This window comes from Wenjunlia vitaminophila DSM 41686 (assembly GCF_000380165.1).
Classification (GTDB): Bacteria; Actinomycetota; Actinomycetes; order Streptomycetales; family Streptomycetaceae; genus Wenjunlia; species Wenjunlia vitaminophila.
Genome location: NZ_KB904685.1, coordinates 1 through 22133, shown reverse-complemented (window position 1 = coordinate 22133; position 22133 = coordinate 1). Strand labels below are relative to the sequence as shown.

Genomic DNA, 22133 nt, shown 5'->3' with positions numbered 1-22133 from the left:
GTGTGTTCCCCGCGCATGCGGGGGTGGTCCCGGGGCGTAAACCACACAGGCGGGCGTACCGAAGTGTTCCCCGCGCATGCGGGGGTGGTCCCACCCCGCCGTGGAGTCAGCGCAGCAACATGCAGTGTTCCCCGCGCATGCGGGGGTGGTCCCGGTAGGTGGTGGTCCTGGAGAGGAACCAGCGTGTGTTCCCCGCGCATGCGGGGGTGGTCCCCCTGTCGAGGGTGGAGGGCCTGAAAGAGGGACGTGGTCCCCGCGCATCGCCGGGTTGCTCCCCGTTCCCCGGCGGACGGGGTGGCGTGGAAACGCGACGGGGCCGGTCCGGGTACCCGGACCGGCCCCGTCGGGGGTGGCTCAGTGGCTGGGCTTGAAGCCGCGTAGCCGGAGGCTGTTGCTCACCACGAACACGGAGGAGAAGGCCATCGCCGCTCCTGCGATCATCGGGTTGAGGAGCCCGGCCGCGGCCAGTGGCAGGGCCGCGACGTTGTAGGCGAAGGCCCAGAACAGGTTGGACCTGATGGTGCCCAGGGTCCTGCGGGAGAGCCGGATGGCGTCGGCCGCCGCCCGCAGGTCGCCGCGGACCAGGGTGAGGTCGCCGGCCTCGATGGCGGCGTCGGTGCCGGTGCCCATGGCCAGGCCCAGGTCGGCCTGGGCGAGCGCCGCGGCGTCGTTGACGCCGTCGCCGACCATGGCGACGCTGCGGCCCTCGGCCTGGAGCCGCTTGACCACGTCCACCTTGTCCTGGGGCAGCACCTCGGCGATGACCTCGTCGATGCCGACCTCGTTGGCGACGGACTGGGCCACGGCCTGGTTGTCGCCGGTGAGCAGGATCGGGGTGAGGCCCAGGGCGCGCAGCCGGGTGATCGCCTCCGCGCTGGTGTCCTTCACGGCGTCGGCCACCTCCAGGACCGCGACGGCCTTGCCGTCCCAGCCGACGGTGATGGCGGTGCGGCCCGCGGTCTCCGCCTGGGCCTTGGCGTCGGCCAGGGCGGTCGGCAGCGTCAGGCCCCACTCGGTGAGCAGCTTCTCCCGGCCCACCAGCACCGCGTGTGCGTCCACCACGCCCTGGACGCCGAGCCCGGGGACGTTGGTGAAGTCCTCCGGGGTGGGCAGTGAGCCCAGCCGTTCCAGGGCGCCGTCGGCGACGGCCCGGGCGATGGGGTGCTCGGAGGCGTGCTCGAGGGCACCGGCGAGACGCAGCACCTCGGACTCGGTGACGCCGTCCACGGTGTGCACGGCCAGCAGGGTCATCCGGCCGGTGGTGACGGTGCCGGTCTTGTCCAGCACGATGGTGTCCACCCGGCGGGTGGTCTCCAGCACCTCGGGACCCTTGATCAGGATGCCGAGCTGGGCGCCGCGGCCGGTGCCCACCATCAGCGCGGTGGGGGTGGCCAGGCCCAGGGCGCACGGGCAGGCGATGATCAGCACGGCCACGGCCGCGGTGAACGCGGCGGTCAGCCCGGAGCCGTTGCCCAGCCAGAAGCCCAGGGTGCCCAGCGCCAGGGTGATCACCACGGGCACGAAGACGGCGGAGATCCGGTCGGCGAGGCGCTGCGCCGCGGCCTTGCCGTTCTGGGCGTCCTCGACCAGCTTGGCCATCCGGGAGAGCTGGGTGTCCGCGCCGACCCGGGTGGCCCGGACGACCAGCCGGCCGCCGACGTTGAGGGTGGCGCCGGTGACCGCGTCGCCCGCGGAGACCTCCACCGGCACCGACTCGCCGGTGAGCATCGAGGCGTCCACCGCGGAGGACCCTTCCTCCACGGTGCCGTCGGTGGCGATCTTCTCCCCGGGACGGACCAGGAAGCGGTCCCCGACCTTGAGGTCAGCGGTGGGAACGGTGCGTTCGCTGCCGTCCGCCGCGAGCAGGGTGACGTCCTTGGCGCCGAGTTCCAGCAGGGCCCGCAGGGCGGCGCCCGCCTTGCGCTTGGAACGGGCCTCGAAGTAGCGCCCGGCGAGGATGAACGCGGTGACGCCGGCCGCGGCCTCGAGGTAGATGTTCCCGGCGCCGTCGGTGCGGGAGATGGTCAGGTCGAAGCCGTGGGTCATGCCGGGGGTTCCCGCGGTGCCGAAGAACAGCGCCCACAGGGACCACAGGAACGCGGCCGAGGTGCCGACCGAGATCAGGGTGTCCATGGTGGCGGCGCCGTGCTTGGCGTTGGTCCAGGCCGCGCGGTGGAACGGCCACGCCGCGTAGGTGACCACCGGGGCGGCCAGGGTCAGGGACAGCCACTGCCAGTACTCGAACTGGAGGGCGGGGACCATCGCCATGGCGATCACGGGCAGGGCCAGCACGACCGCGGTGACCAGCCGCTGCCGCAGCGGGCGCAGCTCGTCGGGAGCGTCGTCCGCTCCGTCGCCGGGCCCGGCGCCCTCCTGGGACGGGCCCCTGACCGGTGGTGGCTCCTGTGCGGTGTAGCCGGTGGCCTCCACCGTGGCGATGAGGTCGGAGACCTCGACGCCCTGGTCGAAGGTGACCTTGGCCTTCTCGGTGGCGTAGTTGACGGTGGCGGTGACGCCCTCCATGCGGTTGAGCTTCTTCTCGATGCGGGCCGCGCAGGAGGCGCAGGTCATACCGCCGATGGCGAGCTCGACCTCGGCGGTGCCGGTCGTCGTGGTGGTCATGATGCGCTCCTCGGAGGGGATCACGGGGGACGGTGGGGACGGCGGGCCGGGGGCCGCGCCGGGGCCGGGGGCCGCCGGTGTGGCCCCCGGCGGTGGGCTCAGATCCGGCCGGTGAGTTCGTATCCGGCGTCGTCGATGACCTCGGCGAGGGTGGCGTCGGCCAGTTCCCGGTCGCTGGAGACGGTGACCCGGCCGGCGGTGACGTCCACATCGACCTCGCTGACGCCGTCGAGTTCACCGATCACCTTGGTGAGGGTGGACTTGCAGTGGTCGCAGCTCATTCCGGCGACTGCGTAGCTGGTGGTGACCATGGTGCGCTCCTCGTGTGTCGGCTGCGGGTTCTCCTTCGTACCGCTGGTGCTCGAGCAGTGCCCGTCGGGGCTGCAGCATGACGACGACATGGTGTTTCCTCCACGTAGGACCTGGCCGGTGAGCCTTGATACGGGGGCGGGGTATCTCCCGACGACTCCATGTATACCCCCCGAGGGTATGAGAAGCAAGTCCTTCCAGGCTTGGACTTCATACCCCCAGGGGGTATGGTGAGCTGCATGAGCTCGCCCCAGTCCCTGGGCGCGGCACCCGCACACCCCGGAGAACGCCATGAACACAGGACTGAAGATCACTGCCTTTGCCGCAGCGCTCGCCGCGACCTTCGGCACCGCCTACGGAGTGGGCAAGGCCACCGACCCGGTGGTCGCGGACGACCGGCCCGCCTCGCACGGGGACCACGCCAGCGCCGGCCACGACAAGACCAGCCACGACAAGACCAGCAAGGACAAGGCCACCCCCCGCACCAGTCACCCGGCCGGGCACGGGGCGCAGAAGGCGCCGCCCGCCGGTGGCCTGCAGATCTCCGAGGGCGGTTACACCCTCGACCTGCGGACCCCACAGCTCCGGGCCGACCAGAAGGCCGTGCTGCGGTTCGCCATCAGGGACGCCGAGGGCCGCGCCGTCACCGCGTTCCAGCGGGAGCACGAGAAGGAACTGCACCTCATCCTCGCCTCCCGCGACCTGGCCACCTTCCACCACCTGCACCCCACCCGGGCCGCCGACGGGACCTGGTCCACCCCCGTCACCCTGCCGGACGCCGGCACCTACCGCGTCTTCGCCGACTTCACCCCCGACGCCCCGGACGCCACCAACCTCACCCTCGGCGCCGACCTCGCGGTCTCCGGCGCCTACCGGCCGCGGCCCCTGCCCACCCCCAACGCCACCGCCGAGGTGGACGGCTACCGGGTGGCCCTCGCCGGTGACCTGCGCCCCGGGCGGGACACCGACCTCACCCTGACCGTCACCAAGAACGGCGAACCGGTCACCGACCTCCAGCCCTACCTCGGTGCCTACGGCCACCTCGTCGCCCTGCGCTCCGGCGACCTCGCCTACCTCCACGTCCACCCCAACGGCGAACCCGGCGACGGCGACACCGCGCCCGGCCCCGACATCTCGTTCACCACCACCGCACCCAGCGCCGGCTCCTACCGGCTCTTCCTCGACTTCCAGCACCGGGGCACCGTGCGCACCGCGGCGTTCACCGTGCGGGTCCCGGCCGCGGCCGACCACTCCGCGGAGCAGGCTCCGGAGCCCTCCGACGCACCCTCCCCGTCCACCGGCGGCGGCCACGAGCACTGAGCGGGGCCGCGCCTCGCGCGGGACGCCGGGGCGTACCGTGGGGACAGCGACGCGGGGGTGAGGTGTGCGACGCGCGAGGCCTTCCGGTCGTGAACGGTCCGCGACGGTCCGACGGTCCGACGGGCGGTGGCGGTCGGTGGCGGGCCGGACGGCCGGGCCGTGGCCACGTCGTCGCCGGACCAGGTGGCGACCCCCGCCCGAGCCGCCCCGGGAGGGCCCGTGCGCGAACTGCTCCGCCTCTGGGGCGACATCGAGGTCGTCGGCCGCCTCGGCGGCGGCCACCGCAACGAGGTGCTCGAGGTCAGGCGGGACGGGGAGCGCCTGGTGGCCCGGCGCAGCCGGCGCAGCGCCGCCGCGCTCGACTGGGAACTCGACCTGCTGGACTTCCTGGCCGGCCACGGGTTCACCGTCCCCGCCGTGGTCCCCGCGCCCGACGGCCGCCGTCACGTCCGCGGCGTCGTCGTCCAACGCTGGTTGCCGGGTCGGCCGCCGGGCGACGACGACTGGTCGCGGGTCGCCGGGGAACTGGCCAGGCTGCACGCCCTGACCCGGGACTGGCCGCAGCGCCCCGGTTTCCGTTCCACCGCCGAACTGCTCCACCGGGTCCGGGGCGGCGACGTGGACCTGACCGCGATGCCGCCCACCGCGGTCGCGGCCTGCCGCCGCGCCTGGCGCCGGCTCGCCGACGTCCCCCGCGCGGTGGTTCACGGCGACCCGTGCCCGGCCAACATCCGGGTGACCGGGCACGGCGTCGGCTTCCTGGACTGGGACGAGTCCCGCGTGGACCACATCACCCTGGACCTGGCCGACTTCCCGGTCCCGGTGCTGGCCGAGCCGTACCTGACCACCACCCGCGCCGCGCTCGACGCCTGGGAGGCCGCCAACGGCTGGTCCCTGGAACCCTCCTACGCACGTGACCGCCTGGCCCGCCTCACCGCGGCGGACGGGGAGTGAGGAACGGGCCCCGGCGGGTCAGAACGCCAGGGTCTGCTGTCCACCGGCGGCCGGCAGTGCCCCCTCGTGCTCCAGCAGGGCGCGTTTGCGGGCGAGTCCACCGCCGTACCCGGTGAGGCTGCCGTCGGCGCCGACGACCCGGTGGCAGGGCACGATGACGCTGATGGGGTTCTTGCCGTTGGCGAGCCCGACGGCGCGGGCGGCCGTCGGCCGGCCGATGTGGTCGGCGAGCTCCCCGTACGTCCAGATCCGGCCGTAGGGGATCTCGACGAGCGCCGCCCACACCCGTTGCTGGAACGGCGTGCCGCACAGCTTCAGCGGCAGGTCGAAGGTGTCGCGCCGGCCGTCGAAGTACTCCTCGAGCTGCCGCCTGGTCTCGGCGAACGGCGGCTCGGTGGGCTCCGGCAGGCGGGGGCCGAAGACCGACTGGTCCGGCCGGTGGCGTTGCGCCTCCATGTAGACGCCGACCAGGTGGTCGCCCTCGGCGACCAGGGTGAGTGGCCCGTACGGGCTCGGCACCACGGTGTGGGTGCGTCCTTCGGGGGGTGCGGTGGTGCGGGGCATGGGCTGATCCTCGAACGTCGGACGGTGTGCGCGCGGTGCTCAGGACAGCATCGCGCCCGGGGCCTCGCGCTGCCGCCAGGACGACTCGACCAGGACCCGTTCGGTGGCCGCGAGGTGGACGGCGGTGGCGAGCCAGGCCCGGGCGTAGGAGTCCGGGTCGGGGTCGGCGAGCCGGCCGAACGCGTCGCGGCCCCTGCGGTCGGCCTCCGCGGTGAGCGCGGCGCACAACTCGGCGGCCCCGGGCATGCCGGCGCCGCGCAGGGCCGCCCCGGTGCGGTCCCCGCCGCGACCGGACTCGGCGACCGCCCGGCGTCCCCCGGCGACGGCCAGCTCCACCAGGCGGCGTGTCCGCCACAGCGGGGAGTCGGCCAGCGGGTCGGGGCCGACGTGGGCGTCCGGCGGGCGCGGGCAGGCGTCCTCCGGGGGCAGGTGGGTGCCCTGGAGGCGGTCGTAACCGAGGTCGGCCCGCCCCAGCCAGGCGTCGGGGAGCCGCAGGGTGCACGTCTCGTCCCCCGGCACCGGACCCACCGCCAGGGGGCGCAGGGTGGCCGCCCGGTCCGTGGCGAGCCGGCCGATCACCCGCAGCCGCAGGCCCGGACGGGAGGCGAGGCGGCGGAGGTTGTCGGTGTGCGCCAGGTCCGGGTGGCTGTTGGCCGGGACCAGCCGGATGAGGGGGCCGGTGGGTTCCGCCGCCGGGTCGTCCCCGGCGTCCGGCCGGGCGGCGGCGTCGCCACCGGGGCCGGTCGCGGGGCGAGGCAGCTCCCTGGCGAGCAGGTGGTCACCCGCCGCGCCGACCACCACCAGGTCGCAGCCGACCGGGTCGCCGGCCGGGTCCAGCGCGTCGCCGGACTCCGCGGACGCCGGGGCGGCGCCGGCGAGCCGCTCGGCGACGACGTCGGCGAGGGGACGCGCGAACAGGTGGGCCAACGGCTCCGATGTCCAGGTGGCGCCAGGCAGGGGGGTGGCCCGCACCCCCCGCCCCGAGCCCAGGCGGCCGTCCGGGGAGACGGTCGCCCCGGTGACCAGCAGCCCGCCGCGGGCCAGGCGGGCGTGGTCCAGGGTGGCCGCGCCGATGGCCACGGTGGCGTTGCCGGCGGCGCGGGCACGCGCCGGGCCGCCGGGCCTGACGTCGGCGACGGAGAACCAGCGCCCGTCGTCGCCGAGGAGGTGGGTCACCACCCCGCCGTACCCGGTGGCGCTGATCACCGGCTCCCGGAAGACACCGAGCACCCTCAGGCTGCCGCCGGGCCGGTACTTCTGCCGGGCGGTGCCCACCAGCGTCGGGTCGCCGTCGGCCGCGGCCAACCGCGCGGTGGTGAGCAGCAGCTCGTGCAGCGCGGTGACCAGGCCGGCCAGGCGGTGGGTGTCGTGGCGGGCCCTGGCGCCGCGCAGACCGCGCACCACCCGCAGGGCCGCGGCCTCGCCCCGCAGCAGACCGGCGAGCCGGGCGGTGTGGGCGGCGCGCAGCAGCTCGGCCTGGACGACGGCGCCGGCCCCGGGCAGCCCGGCCGCGAGCACCGCCGTGGCGGCGGACCACAGCCCGGCCGCGGCCCTGGTCTGGGCGGCAGTGAGGGTGTGGGCGGTGACCGCCGTCCCACTGCCGGGCGACCCGCTGGGCCGGGCCGCGGCGGGAGCGGTCCCCGTCCCGGGCGGGCCGCCTGACGCACCGGGGGCGGGTGGTTCGCCGGCCGGGGGGTCCGCCGGGGCGTCGGGCAGGTCCGCCGGGTCGGCGACAGGGCAGGCGCCGAGGACGGCGGCGCGGTGCAGGCAGCGCGGCGCCAACAGGCAGCCACAGGTGGCCTGGCCGGCGTCGCTGACCACACCGCCGGCGCCCGGGGCGAGGGCGACCTCGGCGTCCTCGCCGCAACGGACCCGGAACACCTCGCCCTCGACGGTGACCGGCAGCTCGGCGTAGCGCTCGATGGTGGCGTCCAGCTTCTTGCGGAGCCGGGAGGTCAGGCCCTCCACCGCGGCGGCGAGCACCTCGGGGGCCACGGGGGGCAGGGTGGTGGTGTCGGTGTCAGAAGGAGGCATCAGGGTTCTCCGCGGAGGCGCTCGCCGACCCAGCGGGCCAGGGCGAGGGGACTGAGGGCGGCGACGGGCATCCCGGCGGCCACGAGCTGCTGGGCGATCGGCACCGAGTAACGCGGGTTCCCGGTGTCGTCCAGCGCCGCGCAGCCCAACAGGTGGGCTCCGGAACCGGCGAGGGCCCGCACCTCGCCCAGCAGCCCGCCGAGCGGGTAGCCCTCCTCGAAGTCGCTGACGACCACGACGAGGGTCCGGCTGGGCACCGTCATCAGGGACCTGGCGTGGGCGAGCCCGGCCGCGATGTGGGTGCCCCCACCGACCCGCACCTCCAGCAGCAGGGACAGCGGGTCGGACACCCGGTCGGTCAGGTCGATCACCGAGGTGGAGAAGGCGAGGAAGTGCGTGGACAGGGTGGGGACCCCGCCGAGCACCGCGGCGGTGAGCGCCGACCAGATGACCGACGCCTCCATAGACCCGGAGACGTCCACCACCAGGACCAGCCGCCAGTCCGACTCCCGGCTGGACCGGGTGCTGAACACCGGCCGTTCCGGGACGACCAGGGTCCTGCCGTCGTCCAGCCGCCGGGTGTGCACCAGGTTGGCGCGCAGGGTGCGCGGCAGGTCGAGGCGCCCCCCGGGCCGTCGGGTGGGGCGGGGCGTGGCGAGGCCGGTCAGCGCCGGCCGCATCCGGGTGGCCAGTTCCTTGGACAGCTCGTCCACCAGGCGCCGCACCAGCGGGCGGAGCCTGGTGAGTTGCTGTTCCGGCAGGCCCCCCGCGAGGGAGAGCACGGAGGTCAGCAGTTCCACCGAGGGCCGGACCGCGGCGGGGTCCAGTTCGCCGAGGACGTCGGTGCGGCCCAGGTCCGCGGCGGTGGCCAGGACCTCCTCGCGGACGTCGGTGCCGAACAGGGCGTCGAGCTCCTGCGCCCACTCCCGGGCGGTGGGGAACGAAACCTCCTGGCCGCCGCCGCCCGGTCCCCCGTCGGGGCCGACGTCGGCGGCGCCCTCGCCCCTGCCCGCCCCGTACAGCTCGTCCAGGGCGTGCGCGTAGCGGCGGGCGTGCGACGGGAGCCGTTCGCTCTGCCGGCCCAGCAGCAGCCGCCACCGGTCGGCCGGTGCGAGCCGGGGCGCCGCCGTGGCGTCGGGCCCCGGGGGTCCGGGTGCCGGTGCGGTGTCGGTGCCCGCCGGGGGGACGCGGGACGGTGACGCCGCGTCGGCTCGGGCCGGCGGCCCGTCGTCCGCGGGGACGGGCAGCCCCAGGGCGCGCACCGTGGCGAGCCCCGCGGTGTCCGCCACCGTCCACAGCGCGAGCAGTTCGGGCGGCGCGGACAGCGTCAGGTCGAGGCGGTCACCGAGACGTTCGGTGACGGTGTCGAGCAACCGGCCGCGACCGGCCGGGGAGACACTGTCGAACCCGCCTCGCAGCGCCGGCAACCGGTCCAGGAACCCCTGGTCGGTGAGGGTGTCGATCCGGTCGAGCAGCGGGTCGAGGGCGGCCGGCGCCGACTGGAGCAGGGGCGCCGCCGCGGTGAGCAGACCGGTCAGCAGCCGGGCCAGCCGGCGGCGCCCCTCGGGCCCGGTGGCGGTGTCGATCCAGCCGGCGGCGCGGGCGCCGAGCTCGTCGGCGCCGTCCAGGTCGAGCAGGACCCTGGCCGCCAACGCGGCTCCCTGGACAAGCGGGGAGCCGGTGCGGGTGAGGGTGCCCAGGGCGTCGTCCATCCGCAGCCCGAGGCGGTGTTCGCCGGCCCGCACCGACAGGGCGACCAGCGCGGCGGCGTCCTGGACCTCGTCGCTGCCGGCGAGACCGGGCAGCGACCGGACCGCGGTGTCCAGCAGGGTGGCCGCGAGGTCGGCGGCCCGCCGCCGGCCGTCGTCGGTGGCTCCCGGCAGGTGTCCCCGGCGCAGCGCCTCCAGCAGGTCGAGACCCTCGAGGAGTTCGGGGAGGGTGGCGGCGGCAGGGAGGACCTCGGCGGCGTCCCCGAGCCGTTCGGCGACCAGGTCCGGCAGGTCGCACTGGGCGGCGGCGCGCAGACCGGCCAGGACCTGCGCGCAGGTGGCGCCGCCCTCGGCGGTCTCCCGGCGGAAGCCCTCCCGCAGCGTTCCCGCGGCGGCGAGCGCCGCGGTGACGCCGCGTATCCCGGCGAGGTCGAGGCGCACCGGCACGGCCGGTGTCCAGGACAGTCGCCAGCGGGTGGTCAGGGCGGTGCCGTCCCCGGTGCCGCTGACCTCGACGGGCTGGCCGTACTCCGCGCCGCACACGGCGAGGCGCCGCAGCAGGACCTCCCGGCGGCCGTCGAGCTCGGAGCGGAGCGGGTCGAGGCGGACCTCCCGGGACCCGGGGTCCTCGGGGTGGGGCAGGCGCAACGCGGCCAACTCGGCCTCGACCGAGGGGCCGAGACCGGAACGGGGGGCGCCCGGCGCGACCCTGCCCCGTTCGGTGCCGACCAGCACCGCCTCCAGGGAGCGGGCCAGGGCCCGGCCCCGCCCCAGGGGTTCGCCCTGGCCGAGCACGGTGGTCACCGCCTCGATCAGCTCGCCCCGGCCGGGTGCCGGCAACCCCCGCAGCCTGGCCAGGTCGCAGGCGAGCCGCAGGGTCTCGGTGGCCTCGCCGGTGCCCGCGGTGTGCCCGGCCGCGCGCAGGTGCCGGCACAGGTCGGTGACGGCCCGGGCGGCGGCGTCCACGATCGCGGCCGGGTCCCCCGCGGCCGCGAGGACCGCCTGCTGCCAGCGGGGGTCGCGGATGCCGGCGGGGTAGCCGGACCGGGAGTCCAGCAGGTCGAAGGAGTACGGGACGAAGGAGGTGACCACGGACGAGCCGTCCTCGGCCCGGCTGGCACCGGCGGGCGCGCCCTCCAGCAGGGCCGGGGCGTGGAAGGCGCCGACCAGTGCCGCGACGCGCCGCCCCGGAGCCGTGGCGCGGGCGATGACGTGGCGCATGTGCGCCTCGCGGGCCAGGTCCCTGGGCGGGACCCCGCCGGAGGACTCGGCGTCGCGACGCAGCGCCCAGCCGACGCCCAGGGCGGCCCGGCGCACCGCCTCGGGGGTGCACCCCGGGGCGAGGACCTCCACGGCGCGGTCCCACAGGTCGTCGCCGTCCCGGCCGGTGCCGGCGTCGGCGAGGGCGTCGGCGAACCGGGTGCCCGCGCCGTCCACCGCGGAGGGTGGGGACTCGGCCGGGCCCGGGTCGGACATCGGCAGGTCGCAGCAGAGCACCTCGACGCCGTGTTCCGCGGCCCAGCGGACGGCCGCGAGCTCCGGGGAGAAGTCGGCGAACGGGTAGAAGCCGAGCCGCCCGTCCGCGTTCACCCCGGCCAGCGCGACCGGGGCCACCGTGTCGGGGGCGGCGAGGTGGGTGAGCCACGGCTGGAAGTCGGTGGGCAACTCGACGAGGACAACTTCGGGGTCGAAGTCGTCGAGCAGGGCGGGCACGACGGCGGCCAGCGCCGGGCTGTGGTGACGGACCCCGAGCAGGTAGGGCTCGGTCGAGTCGGCGAGCCGGGTGACGGCCGCCCGCGGTTCGTGCTGGTCCGCTCGGCGTTCGTCCGCTGCCTGTGGGTCGTTCCCCGGCCGGGAGGCACCCGGCCGGGACGAGACGGTCGCCGTCACCGCAGGGTGTCCCGGAGGTCCCACAGGCGGCGCCACATCGCCGAACCGTCCTGGGCGCGGCGGCGGACCGGGCCGTCCCAGTAGCCCAGCAGCCGCGCGTGGTCGGACGGGTCGTCCTTGCGGACCACGCCGAGCAGGTGACCGGGCACCAGGTCCAGGGCCTCCCCGCCGGGGAGGTAGGCGGTGGCGGCGCCCAGGGAGGCGGCGACGTGCACGGCCTCCGCGGTGGACATCACCGTGCCGGGCCGCTCCACGTCCCAGCCCTCCGCGCTGCGCCCGGTGCGCAGGTCCCGGAAGACCGTGACCAGCACCTCGAGCACGGCGTCGTCCACACCGAAGTGCGCGCCGGCCCGCTGCACGGCCGCGGTGGCCTGGCCGCGGACCAGCGCCGTCTCGGCGTCGGCGTCCGCGATCGGGTGGATGGTCTCGAAGTTGAACCGGCGCTTGAGCGCCGCGGACATCTCCGACACGCCACGGTCGCGGAGGTTCGCGGTGGCGATCACGGTGAAGCCGGGGGCGGCGGCCACCTGGGCGTGGTCGGTGCCGGCCAGCTCGGGCACGCTCACCCGCCGGTCGGACAGGATCGACACCAGGGCGTCCTGCACTTCCGGAAGGCAGCGGGTGATCTCCTCGACCCGGGCGACCCGGCCGGTGCGCATCGCGGTGAGCACCGGGGAGTCCACCAGGGCCTCCCGGCTGGGGCCCTGCGCCAACAGCAGGGCGTAGTTCCAGCCGTAGCGGAAGGCGTCCTCGGTGGTGCCGGCGGTGCCCTGCACGGTCAGCGCGCTGGTGCCGCAGACCGCGGCGGCCAGCAGCTCGGAGAGCATGGACTTGGCGGTGCCCGGCTCACCGACGAGCAGCAGCCCGCGTTCCCCGACGAGGGTGACGACGCAGCGTTCCACCAGGGAGCGGTCCCCGACGAACTTGGGGGCGATCACCAGCCGGTCGGGCAGCGTCTCGTGGGGCTTGGGCAGCCGCAGTTCGTCGCCGTCGCTGCCGCAGACGAAGGTGACCACGGCCCGCGGGGTCAGTGCCCACCCGGGGGGCCGGGGGCCGTCGTCGTGGGCGGCGAGGAAGGCGAGTTCGGTGGCGTGGCGCTCTTCGGCGGGCAGGGACTGCCGGGCCGGGAGGGCCGTCGCCGGGCTGGTCGTGGTCATCGAGTTTTCCTCCGGGCACCGACGGACCGCTGTCCGCCGTGCCGGTTGGTCGGGGTCACGGGTGGTACGGGCCGGACCCTCCTGGGGCCGGCCGGTCCCGCCCCGGCCGGGCGCGGGCGCGCCTGGCCGGGGCGGGCGGTGTTCAGCGGCGTCGGCCGCGTGCTGCCCTGGGGGTCTTCAGCTTCTGGTAGCGGGGGGCGTCGCCGTCCCTGACCCGCTGCCAGGCCCTGGCGTACAGCACGGCGGCGGGCTCCGTCGGCATGAGCCCGGCCGTCGGCTGGTGCGCGGCGCTGTCCTTGTCCGCGACGCCGAACAGGGGCAGCTTCCACTGTTCGAGTGCGACCTGGCGGGTGGGCTGCGCCCATCCCCCGGGCAGGAACAGCGAGCGCTTGGCGCCGGTGCGAGTGGCCTCCACGACCAGGTCGGTCCCGGCGAGCTCGGAGCGGGCCGCCCTGAGCCTGGCGGGTTTCCACCCGGTCCAGCGGGCGGTGTTGCGGTCGGTGGGGTCGGGCATGGCCAGGAGCATCAGGTAGACGGCGGCGGCGTCCTCGCTCAGGCCGCGTTCCTTGGCGACCTCGGTGACCAGTTCGGGGACGGAGCGAGTGGGGTCCTGGGGCCACCAGGTGCCGTCCTGGTCGCGGGTGCCGGCGGCGGGCTCGCCGGGGTCGGCGAGGAGTTCGGCGAACCGGGGGTCGAGGGCCAGGCGCAGTGCCTGTTCGGCCGGGTAGGGCCGGTTGCCGTTCTGGATGCGCAGGGCGGGGAGGTACGGGTCGTCCCCCGAGGAGTCCAGGAGGGAGACTCGGATTCCCGGTGCCGGCTGGTCGTCGTGCGTGGCCATGATGACGGCGCCGTACCGTTCGAAGCCCTCACCGACCTCGGTGGGCGGGCCGGCGATCTTCCGGAACGACGACAGGCTCACGTAACGGTCGAGGTCCAGGACGAGCCCCGGGGCGGCCAGCCGTTCCCGGACCGCGGCGAGCGCGGCGGGCAGGGCGGCCCGCACCGGGTCGCCGGCGGGCAGCCGGTGGGCGAGCCAGGTGACCAGGGGAACGAACGCGATCAGTGTGTGGGCGGTGAACCCCGTGCCGTGCTCCTCGGTGGGACGCACCCGGTCGCCGATGACCTTCCAGGTCAGGTCATGGCTGAGCCGTGGTTCCGAGGCCGGGTCGAGCAACGCGGGCAGGGCCTCGCGCACCGGCCAGTGCCACGACTGCGCGACGCGGGCGGCCTCCACCAGCAGCGCGGGCGGGACGGGGGCCCGTTCGCCCACCTTCTCCTTCCACACCGCCGCGGCGGCGGCCACGTCGGGACCTTCCGTCCACAGCCGGGCCGGGTCCGCCGGGAGCAGCGCCCCGACCACCGCCTGCCGCACGGTACGGCTCAGCGCGTTCAACTCGTCCCGCGCTCCGGCGGCGTCGATCACCTTCAGCCCGAGTGCGGTGCGGACCTCGGAGGGCAGGAAGCTCCGCTGCGTGCTCTCCACCTGGGGCATGCCGGCCACCACCAGCCGGGCGGTGGCCTCGCTGACCCCGGCGAGCCGGGCGAACTCCTCCGCGGCCGCGGGAACCCAGGGGGCGGGCCCCCGTTCGGCCAGGGCGGTGCGGAACGCCGCCACCCAGCCCGCGTCACGGTCCGCGCCCACGGTGACCTCGGACGAGGACCGCACGGTGTAGGGCGCGGGCACCTCGAACCGGCCCGACGGGTCGTGGAACAGCCCGGTGAACGTGAGGGTCGTGTGCTGCCAGGCGCCGCCGAGGAAGGCGATGAAGGCACCCGAGCCGAGCGGCAGCAGCCGCGACCAGCCATCCCTCCACACGGAGCGGCCGGCCTCGCACAGCGCTTCCTCCGGGGCCTCCAGGGTGAGCCGGCGCCACCGGCCCGAGGCGACGGCCGGCGTGGTGAGCCCCAACGCGTCGCACTCGGCGAGCAGCCGGTCGAGGAGCTCCCGGTGGTCCTGCGCGGTGGTGGCCGCGGCGGCCCGGAACGCCATCGCCGCGAACTGGCCCGCAAGGTCGGCCACGTCCATGGTGCCCATCATCAGCTCCGGCCCGCTGAGGTGGCGTTGCGTCGCGGACCCCTCGGGGGCCGGCGCGTCGGTCGCGCCAGCCGCCCGGGCCATCGTCCGGAGTTGGCGGAACACGGCGTCGGAGTCGTCCGAGGAAGCGAACCAGCGGTGCTGGGAACCACCGAACCCGTTGGTGGCCTCGTGGATCAGCCGGTCAGCGGGGCCGGCAGGCCCGGCGTCCACGGCCCCCGGGGTCAGGGCGGCGGCGAGTTTGTCGGCCACCTCGTCGAACGTGGTCTGCACACCGCTGGCGTACCGCACCACCCCGGCGATGCCCGCCACCAGGCCGTCGTGGGTGACCTGCGGCAGCACGGCGCGGATCGCGGCGGGCAGGTGCTCGTCGTGCGTGGCGGCGGCCTTCAACAGTTCCCCGGCCGTGTGGGCGTCGATCCGGCGCAGCGCCAGCGACCCCTGCGGGTCCCGCGGTCGCAGCAGGTGCCACCACTGCAACGGTGGGAGGATCGGCGTGCCCTGCCCGAAGTCCCCGGGGGCGTTGTCGGTCCTGGCCCGTGAGGTGACCACCCCGTCCGGATCGATGAGACGGATGTGGTAGCTGTTCTGCAGGACGGCCCTGGGCCGGTCGTCACCGGGGAACACCACGGCGAGGGCGGGTGGGGGCTCGTTCCCGGGCGTGGTGACGGAGCGCCCGGCCAGGTCCTGGGCGCGGCGGGTGCCGTCGGGCAGCGTGACCACGCACCAGCCGAGGAGGCCGTTCACCGGGGACCCGGCCGCGGTCGCCTCGTCCAGTGGCGCCGGCAGCAGCCAACTCCCTTCCAGGAGGGTGCTGTCCGCCGGGGCCCCGCCCAGTACGTCGGCGAAGAACCCCGGGAGGCTTCGGGGGCCGCGCTCGCCGGTCGCGGGGTCGAACGCGTACCAGCTCCAGGTGTTGGTGTCTCCCTGGTCCCGGTCCCACCGCCAGAACGACACGCCGTCGGTGACCATGTGGTGGTCGATGGGCAGCACGGTGTCGCCGCGGTGCAGGGGCCGCCCCCCGGTGGTGCGCCCACCGCCGGGCAGGGGGATGCTGGCGATCAGGTTGTCGCGGTGGTACCAGTCCATCAGGGTGGCGCGTGCACCGGACGGCGCGTCCACCTGGATCTGCTGGTCGGCCCGGGAGTGCCAGTAGCCCGTGCCCCTGTTGCCGCCCCAGTGGACGAGCAGTTCACCATCGACGAAGTGGAAGCCGGGATCGCCGTAGGCGTTGGCCGGGCGGCGCAGGTCATGGGTGAGCACGAGACCCTCCGCGCCGATCACCCGCACCTGGGCCTGGCCCGCGACGATCAGGTGGGGCCACGCGTCCGCCACGAAGAGGCGCCTGACGTCCTCCTTGCGCACCAGTGACGTCGCCGCCTCCTCCCACTCCGGCCAGCTCAGTTCGTCGAAGAGGCCGGCCCGCAGCGTTCGCGCCAGCGCCTCCGCCACATTGGTCGCGGCGGCCTGCCGCACCTCGTCCTCGGCCAACCGCAGGACGTGGCCGGGCACCTGCGCCAACTGCTGGAGGGCGGCGGGCAGGTCCGGGAGGCCGACCTGCGCGGGCCGACGGGCGAGGGCACGCAACCAGTTGGCCAGCAGCACACGGCCACCGGGGGCCTCAGCGAGCTTCCAGAACGTCCGCTGACCGTTCCGGAGCCCCCTGATCCGTTCGGCGCCGCGGTCGAACATCGGCTGGAAACTCTCGTCGGCGGCGAGGGCGAGCAGGTCCCGCTGGCCATCGCCGTACGCCCAGTTGTCCAGGGCGAGCCAGCCGCTCCGCGGAACGCTGACGGGCACCCGCAGCGACAGCAGCAGGTCAAGCAGGTCCGGGTCGTTCGGCGCCCACAGCTCCGTGCCGTCCTGGATCTCGGCCCGCAGCCGGTCCGCCATCCGCTCCACCAGCGCGTGCAGCCGGGGCAGCCGGAACGGGTCGCTCCAGGAGCGGGTCCGGCGGTGGAACGACATGAACCGCTGGAGCCACCCCACGGCCCCGTCCTGCGGCTGCTCCTCCTGCGGGAGCGTGGCATCCAGCAGGCCGGCCATGGCGCCGGACTCCTCCAGCAGGTCCAGCCACATCCCGGGCATGGCGTCGTTGGTGTCGTTGGGCGTCAGGCCCAGCAGGATGCCGCGGACCGCGGGGTCCTGCTGGCCGAGCGCGGCCAGGGCCGCGCGGTGGTTCCGCCACCACCCGCCCGTGGCCTGACGGGTCGCCGGCATGGACAGCAGCTCGGCCACGTACTCCCGCTCGATCGCCGCCGGGTCGCCGTCCGTTGCCCTGGCCAGTCGGCGCAGGTCGTTCGCCATCTGGGCGGACGGTGCCAGTCCTCCCGCGGTGCGGCGCATGCAGAGCCGCTGGAACCGGCGCAGCGCCTCCTCGGCGGGCAGTCTCGCGGCGAGCCCCTTGGCGTAGCCGGAGACCACCTTCGCCGGCAGCGCCCCGGCCAGGGCGAACTCCAGGAACACGGCGTCGAGCCGGTCCTCGTCCACCTCGAGCCCGTGCTCGGCCTCCGCCGCACGGGCCTTGGCGAAGAGCTGCGCGGCGTAGGTGGGGTTCTCCGCGTCGAGGAACACCCGTGCGGCCTGCTCGTAGAATGTCGGCAGGAAGTGCGGCACCGCCGTGGCCAGGCGACCGGCGAGCTCGTGGTAGGCGTCGAGGGACGCCTTCGGCTTGGACCGGACCCTGCTGGCCGTCCGTTCCATCTCGGGTACCAGGGCCAGTGCCTGGTGGCCGTCCTCGGGGTGGTGCACCAGCACCCACTCGGGGAAGCCCAGTGACTGCCGCAGCCCCAGACCCACGGTGACCGGCTCGCCGTCGGGCTCCAACCCCAGGAAACCGGCGGCCTGGTCCTCCGCCGCGCCGAGCTCCCCGGCGACCAGCCGCACCACCAACCGGTCGTCCAGCCCCGGGTGCCGGTACGTCCGCGCCGTCATCGGCACCGCCCGTTCACCGGCGCCCTCGGTGTCGGCCGGAAGCACCGCCCCCGCCCGCAACAGCTCCTCGTGCCGGGCCGTCCCGGCGCCCCCGTCAGTCACTTCAGCCCCGTGAGCCCCGTCAGCCGTGTCCGTCCCGCTCATGCGCTCCGCCCCTCCACGATGGTGCGCCCGGCGTACAGCGCCGCGGCCATCCGTATCCCCTCCGACCACGCCACCGGGCCGACCTGAGACAGTTGGACCGGGTGACCGTTGACGTCCTGCCAGGACAGATCGCCCGTCTCGGCCTGGCCGTCCCAGTACGGCTCCCCGATCCACATCAGCGCGTCCACCACGCGCTCGCCGTCCCACACCCGGCACGTGGCGTAGCCCCCGGACACCTGGTAGCCCAACGAGGTGGCCCGCGCGGCCAGTCCGAACCTGGAGGCGTACGTGCCGCCGCGGAACGCCTTGCGCTGCGTCTCCTGCTCCTTCAGGGAGTCGGGTTTGACCCAGGTCGCCCGGTGGATCTGCTCCACGCCCTGGACGACTTCGAGTTCGGCCGCGAACTCCCGGAGCTCGTCGAGGTCGGGCAACGCCACGGGGTGCGGCAGGGTGACCGCCTCCGGCGACAGCCGTACCGTCTCGCCGTCGAGGTTCACCACGCGCAGCTCCCCGGCGTCGGTGACGTCCCGCAGGAACCCCGGCTCGTCCGGGTCCTCGCCCAGCACCACCAGGTCGCGCAGCGCCGCCCGCCACGCCTCGTCCGGCCACACGCTGGCGAGGAGCCGGGTGGGAACGGGCAGGGACGACACCATCCAGGTGTCCACCCGCGCCACGCACGCCTGCGCGTGCCGGTCGAGCCACTCGGCGAACCGACGCAGCCGCTCCACCTCCGGGTGATCCTTCAGCGCCTTCGGGAGCGACTTCAACTGCCGCCCCGCGGCGCGCCCCGAGGTCGCCCTCGCCGCCACTCGGCCTTCCACCAGGGCGACTTCATAGCCGTCACCCGCCGCCAGCCAACCCACTCGATCCCGGCCTCTCAGAAAAGGGAAACGCGTACCGGCCGAAGTCCCGGTTCCGGTACGGCAATGCTCGGCACGTTAGTGCCGGCCACCGACAACGACAGACACGCTCACGGGTGCCCGGTGCGTTCCCTGGGGATATCGAGACGAGTGGGATCGGCGACGAAGCATGAGGGCGAGAGTTCGCTTATTTGTTCGATAATGCGGGCAGTGGCTGGCACACGGTCAGCCTCCCGCTTCTGCCTTCGACACGGACATTCCTGAGGGAGCGACACTTCTCGCCGGTGCGCAGTGACCGTAGAACCAGCGGGGAACGGCTCAGGTGGCGAACTCGTCCCGCTGGACGCCCGCGACGAACGACGCCCAGGCCTCGGGGGAGAAAAGGAGGGCGGGGCCGTGCGGGTCCTTGGAGTCCCGGACCGGGACCACACCGGGAAGGCCCCGGGCCACCTCGAGGCAGTTGCCCTCTCCGCCGTCGCTGTAGCTGGACTTGTACCAGGTGGCGGTGCTCAGACCGGCGTCAGGGAATTGCACGATCAGCCCTCCTTCACGAGGTGCTCGATGAACGCCACGGATTCTCGCGGCGAAAGCGCCATGTCGCGAAGTGCATCGTAGGACAACCTGAATCGTTGCTCGGCCTCCTCGGCGTCCGCTACGAGCTCACCACTCTTGCTGCTCTCCAGCCACGCCGCCGTCCGGCCGTCACGGCGCCGGACCAGGGTCAGAGAACCCCCGAGAAGATCGTGCGGTCCTGCGGCGAATGGCAGGACCTGAACGGTCACGTGCGGCAGAGCGGACATCTCGGTGAGGTGCGTGAGCTGTTCCCGCCACGCCTCGGCGTGCGGAAGGGAGCGCCGCAGTACCGCCTCGTCGAGGATCGTCCGCAGGAACGGGGGACTCCCTCCGGTGAGCAGCGCCTGCCGCCCCAACCGTGCCGTGAGCTGCTCCTCCAGCTCAGGCTCGTGCTCGGCCCGGTGCGGTGTGGACCACAGGAGAGCACGGGCGTAGGCCTCGGTCTGGAGGAGACCAGGAAAGTAGCTGCCCGCGTACTGCTCGATGCCGGTCGCCTCCGCCTCGAGCTGCATGTACCGCTTGTACTTGTCCCGGAACGTCGCTCCCTGCTGCGCCAGTTCCCACAGGCGCACCAGCAGCGGGGACGTGCCGTAGACCGTGTCCAGGGCCTCGACGAGCTCGGGGCCGCCCAGGCTCTTGCCCCGTTCGACGTTGTGCAGGTGGGTGTGGTCCCAACCCACCTCGTCGGCGAGTTCCCGTAACGACCGGCCGGAGTCGGTGCGCAGGCGCGCCAGCTCCGCGGCGAACATCACGCGGGGCGAGCGCATGCCAAGACCTGAGACGGGCTTCCGTGAGGGCATCGAACACCTCTTTGTTGGCCATGGGCGGCCTGTTGGAGAACCAACACCAGCCGCCCCAAAACCGACAGTCACCTACTGGTCACCCTATGTGTGTCTGCGTCAGGCTGTACGTGGTTCGCCGCAGACGCCCGCCCCGTGCCGGACGAGGCAGGAGCCAGGGTCCCCCCGTGCCCGGCTCGGCCCCGGCGCGGGGTGGGTCACCGACACCAGGAGCACGGCTGGGCGGGCCGCGCGGACAACCCGCGACGCCGCGGCGGTACAGGACGTGGCCGCCGGTACCAGGGAGGTTGACGACGATGGGTAACGGTCTGGGGTGGCTCCTCACGCCACTGCTGGCCCTGCTGTGGCCGGCGACGGGCCGACACCGGGCCGGCGGGGGGCTGCGGCCCCGCGGGGCGCACCGGATGCGGGCGGTGGCCTGAGTGGAACGCCCGACGCCGCCGTCCACCGCGACGTGCCCCGAGACATCCACCGCGCCGCAGCAGCCCCGTCAGCCCCAGCCCGCGCCGGAGGGCCAGGGGCTGGGCGAGGACTGTCCGTCCCTCGCGGAGTTGGCGCGACGGGCCGACGTGCTCGCCGAGGCGGTCCGCCGGCACCTGGGGGAGGGGGCCGGCCCGCCGTCACGTGCCGTCCCTCCCACCGTGGTGTTCGAATCGCCGGGGGAGGTCCGCGTCGGCATGGTGGTCTTCGACCGGGACGTCGAGATGCCCGGCACCGTCAGGTACCTGGACGGGCTCATGGTGGAGCTGGTGCGGCCCACCGGCATGGTGTGGCGGGTCAACTACCGCCGGTTGCGCGCCGCCACCGCGTGGGAACGGCGGCAGTTGCGGGCGCTCGCCCGGCTGCACCGCCAGGCCCACGGCTGGGACCGCTGACGGGCCTCAGCGCAGTTCCTGGATGCGGATCTGGTTGCCGGCCGGGTCGCGGAAGGCACAGTCGCGGATGCCGTACGGCTGCTCGGTCGGCTCCTGGATGACCTCGGCGTCGCTGGCCTGCACCTTCTCGAACGTGCCGGTGAGGTCCTTGGTGGCCAGCAGAATCCAGCCGTAGGTGCCCTTGGCCATCATCTCGGTGATGGTGCGGCGCTCGTCGTCGGTGATTCCGGGGTCGATGGCCGGCGGCGCCAGGAGGATGGACGTGTCGGGCTGGTTGGGGGGACCGACGGTGATCCAGCGCATCGTGCCCTGTCCGACGTCCTTGCGGACCTCGAAGCCGAGGGTGTCGCGGTAGAAGGCCAGGGAGGCCTCGGGGTCGTCGGCCGGAAGGACGCTTGTGTGAATGGTGATATCCATGACATTCACGCTAGCCACGGCCCGACGACCGTGCTTCTCGATTCCTGACCGGTCTGGTCACCTGTTTCGCCACGCACGGCGGCAGGTCCTGCGGTGCGCGCGCCGCGTGGTCCCGGTAGGCGCTGGGCGACATGCCGACCAGTTCGGTGAAGCGGGTGCTGAAGGTGCCGAGCGACGAGGAGCCGACCGCGAAACAGACCTCGGTGACGCTGAGGTCGCCACGCCGCAGCAGCGCCATGGCGCGCTCGATGCGCCGTGTCATGAGGTAGGCGTACGGCGGCTCACCGTAGGCGAGTCGGAACTGGCGGCTGAGGTGACCTGCCGACATGTTCACGCCGCGAGCGAGTGCCTCGACGTCCAGCGGCTGGGCGTACTCCCGGTCGATCCGGTCACGGACGCGGCGCAGCCGTGCGAGGTCGCGCAGGTGCTGCGCTTCGGCGGGTCTGCTGGTCACCTGGGTGATATTGCCACCTTGTGTCGGAATCGCCTAACGCCTCAGAGGCCCCGCCCGGCGCTGCCGGCGCGGACGCTGCGAGCGTTCCCCGCGTTCCGTCCACCGTGTCCGGCCACGGGAGCGCGGCTGCCGCTCCCGTTGGTGGTGGGAGCGGCAGCCGTGGTGTCATCTGTTTCGTTGGTGACCCGGTGGGTCAGAGGTTGATGCCCTTGGTCTGGAGGTAGTGGACGGGTTCGATGGCGGAGCCGTAGATCGGGGTGTTGCGGACCTCGAAGTGCAGGTGGGGGCCGCTGGAGTTGCCGGTGTTACCGGACAGGGCGATCTGCTGGCCGACGTTGACCTTCTGGCCGACCTGGGCCTTGAAGGCGGACAGGTGGGCGTACTGGGTGTAGCGGCCGGTGTCGTGCTTGATCACGATGTTGTTGCCGTAGGCCCCACCCCAACCGGCCTCCACGACGGTACCGGCGTGGGCGGCGTGGACC

The 22133-nt window shown here is 74.4% G+C and carries 17 protein-coding genes; 4 read left to right on the top strand and 13 right to left on the bottom strand.

What is annotated here, in order from left to right; genetic code table 11:
- Positions 1–354: 354 nt before the first annotated feature.
- Together A3IG_RS0118680 and A3IG_RS0118675 are read right to left on the bottom strand one after the other, a co-directional pair.
- Entirely contained in the window at positions 355–2622 is a 2268-nt protein-coding gene (locus A3IG_RS0118680; protein WP_018385116.1) for a heavy metal translocating P-type ATPase, read from the bottom strand.
- A gap of 98 nt (positions 2623–2720) precedes the next feature.
- Complete coding sequence (locus A3IG_RS0118675) at positions 2721–3023, bottom strand: heavy-metal-associated domain-containing protein (RefSeq protein ID WP_236719141.1); 303 nt, start codon at positions 3021–3023, stop codon at positions 2721–2723.
- Positions 3024–3222: 199 nt separating this feature from the next.
- Here A3IG_RS0118675 and A3IG_RS0118670 point away from each other — a divergent pair, with 199 nt between their 5' ends.
- Together A3IG_RS0118670 and A3IG_RS0118665 are read left to right on the top strand one after the other, a co-directional pair.
- Complete coding sequence (locus tag A3IG_RS0118670) at positions 3223–4251, top strand: hypothetical protein (protein ID WP_018385114.1); 1029 nt, start codon at positions 3223–3225, stop codon at positions 4249–4251.
- A 219-nt stretch (positions 4252–4470) separates the two neighbouring features.
- Positions 4471–5205 (top strand): phosphotransferase enzyme family protein, encoded by a 735-nt coding sequence (locus tag A3IG_RS0118665; protein ID WP_026220407.1) that lies wholly within the window; start codon positions 4471–4473, stop codon positions 5203–5205.
- Positions 5206–5223: 18 nt separating this feature from the next.
- On the opposite strand, the gene A3IG_RS0118660 is transcribed toward A3IG_RS0118665, so the two are convergent.
- The 8 genes from A3IG_RS0118660 to A3IG_RS0118625 all read right to left on the bottom strand — a co-directional run bounded on the left by A3IG_RS0118660 (position 5224) and on the right by A3IG_RS0118625 (position 19872).
- A complete protein-coding gene (locus tag A3IG_RS0118660; protein WP_018385112.1) occupies positions 5224–5769 on the bottom strand; it encodes a methylated-DNA--[protein]-cysteine S-methyltransferase in 546 nt (181 codons plus the stop codon).
- A gap of 39 nt (positions 5770–5808) precedes the next feature.
- Entirely contained in the window at positions 5809–7803 is a 1995-nt protein-coding gene (locus A3IG_RS0118655; protein WP_018385111.1) for an SWIM zinc finger family protein, read from the bottom strand.
- Complete coding sequence (locus A3IG_RS0118650; RefSeq protein ID WP_018385110.1) at positions 7803–11402, bottom strand: vWA domain-containing protein; 3600 nt, start codon at positions 11400–11402, stop codon at positions 7803–7805. The genes A3IG_RS0118655 and A3IG_RS0118650 overlap by 1 nt, the downstream gene beginning before the upstream one ends.
- Positions 11399–12559 carry an ATP-binding protein gene (locus tag A3IG_RS0118645; RefSeq protein WP_018385109.1) on the bottom strand — a complete coding sequence of 387 codons (1161 nt, stop codon included), beginning with the start codon at positions 12557–12559 and terminating at the stop codon, positions 11399–11401. Before A3IG_RS0118645 ends, A3IG_RS0118650 begins: the two co-directional genes overlap by 4 nt.
- 142 nt (positions 12560–12701) lie before the next feature.
- Complete coding sequence (locus A3IG_RS0118640; protein WP_018385108.1) at positions 12702–17630, bottom strand: hypothetical protein; 4929 nt, start codon at positions 17628–17630, stop codon at positions 12702–12704.
- Positions 17631–17668: 38 nt separating this feature from the next.
- Complete coding sequence (locus A3IG_RS0118635; protein ID WP_026220406.1) at positions 17669–18535, bottom strand: DUF4132 domain-containing protein; 867 nt, start codon at positions 18533–18535, stop codon at positions 17669–17671.
- Positions 18536–18850: 315 nt separating this feature from the next.
- Complete coding sequence (locus A3IG_RS0118630; protein WP_018385106.1) at positions 18851–19066, bottom strand: DUF397 domain-containing protein; 216 nt, start codon at positions 19064–19066, stop codon at positions 18851–18853.
- Positions 19067–19068: 2 nt separating this feature from the next.
- Positions 19069–19872 (bottom strand): helix-turn-helix domain-containing protein, encoded by an 804-nt coding sequence (locus A3IG_RS0118625; RefSeq protein WP_018385105.1) that lies wholly within the window; start codon positions 19870–19872, stop codon positions 19069–19071.
- Positions 19873–20201: 329 nt separating this feature from the next.
- Here A3IG_RS0118625 and A3IG_RS35735 point away from each other — a divergent pair, with 329 nt between their 5' ends.
- On the top strand, positions 20202–20327 hold the full coding sequence (locus tag A3IG_RS35735; protein WP_018385104.1) for a hypothetical protein: 126 nt from the start codon (positions 20202–20204) through the stop codon (positions 20325–20327).
- Positions 20328–20780, top strand: a complete 453-nt coding sequence (locus A3IG_RS35305) for a hypothetical protein (RefSeq protein ID WP_018385103.1) — start codon at positions 20328–20330, stop codon at positions 20778–20780.
- A 6-nt stretch (positions 20781–20786) separates the two neighbouring features.
- Here the strand turns inward: A3IG_RS35305 and A3IG_RS0118610 are convergent, their stop codons facing one another.
- The 3 genes from A3IG_RS0118610 to A3IG_RS0118600 all read right to left on the bottom strand — a co-directional run.
- Positions 20787–21197 carry a VOC family protein gene (locus A3IG_RS0118610; RefSeq protein ID WP_018385102.1) on the bottom strand — a complete coding sequence of 137 codons (411 nt, stop codon included), beginning with the start codon at positions 21195–21197 and terminating at the stop codon, positions 20787–20789.
- A gap of 10 nt (positions 21198–21207) precedes the next feature.
- A complete protein-coding gene (locus tag A3IG_RS0118605) occupies positions 21208–21651 on the bottom strand; it encodes a helix-turn-helix transcriptional regulator (RefSeq protein WP_018385101.1) in 444 nt (147 codons plus the stop codon).
- Between the two features lie 193 nt (positions 21652–21844).
- Positions 21845–22133 (bottom strand): M23 family metallopeptidase (locus tag A3IG_RS0118600; RefSeq protein WP_018385100.1); only part of this gene is annotated, 289 nt, incomplete at its 5' end.

What these genes read in the sequence shown, in the direction of transcription:
- A3IG_RS0118680 (WP_018385116.1), bottom strand. Translation starts at nt 2,622, where the DNA reads ATGACCACCACGACGACCGGCACCGCCGAGGTCGAGCTCGCCATCGGC.
- A3IG_RS0118675 (WP_236719141.1), bottom strand. Translation starts at nt 3,023, where the DNA reads ATGTCGTCGTCATGCTGCAGCCCCGACGGGCACTGCTCGAGCACCAGC.
- A3IG_RS0118670 (WP_018385114.1), top strand. Translation starts at nt 3,223, where the DNA reads ATGAACACAGGACTGAAGATCACTGCCTTTGCCGCAGCGCTCGCCGCG.
- A3IG_RS0118625 (WP_018385105.1), bottom strand. Translation starts at nt 19,872, where the DNA reads ATGCGCTCGCCCCGCGTGATGTTCGCCGCGGAGCTGGCGCGCCTGCGC.
- A3IG_RS0118660 (WP_018385112.1), bottom strand. Translation starts at nt 5,769, where the DNA reads ATGCCCCGCACCACCGCACCCCCCGAAGGACGCACCCACACCGTGGTG.
- A3IG_RS0118645 (WP_018385109.1), bottom strand. Translation starts at nt 12,559, where the DNA reads ATGACCACGACCAGCCCGGCGACGGCCCTCCCGGCCCGGCAGTCCCTG.
- A3IG_RS0118610 (WP_018385102.1), bottom strand. Translation starts at nt 21,197, where the DNA reads ATGGATATCACCATTCACACAAGCGTCCTTCCGGCCGACGACCCCGAG.
- A3IG_RS35735 (WP_018385104.1), top strand. Translation starts at nt 20,202, where the DNA reads ATGGGTAACGGTCTGGGGTGGCTCCTCACGCCACTGCTGGCCCTGCTG.
- A3IG_RS0118655 (WP_018385111.1), bottom strand. Translation starts at nt 7,803, where the DNA reads ATGCCTCCTTCTGACACCGACACCACCACCCTGCCCCCCGTGGCCCCC.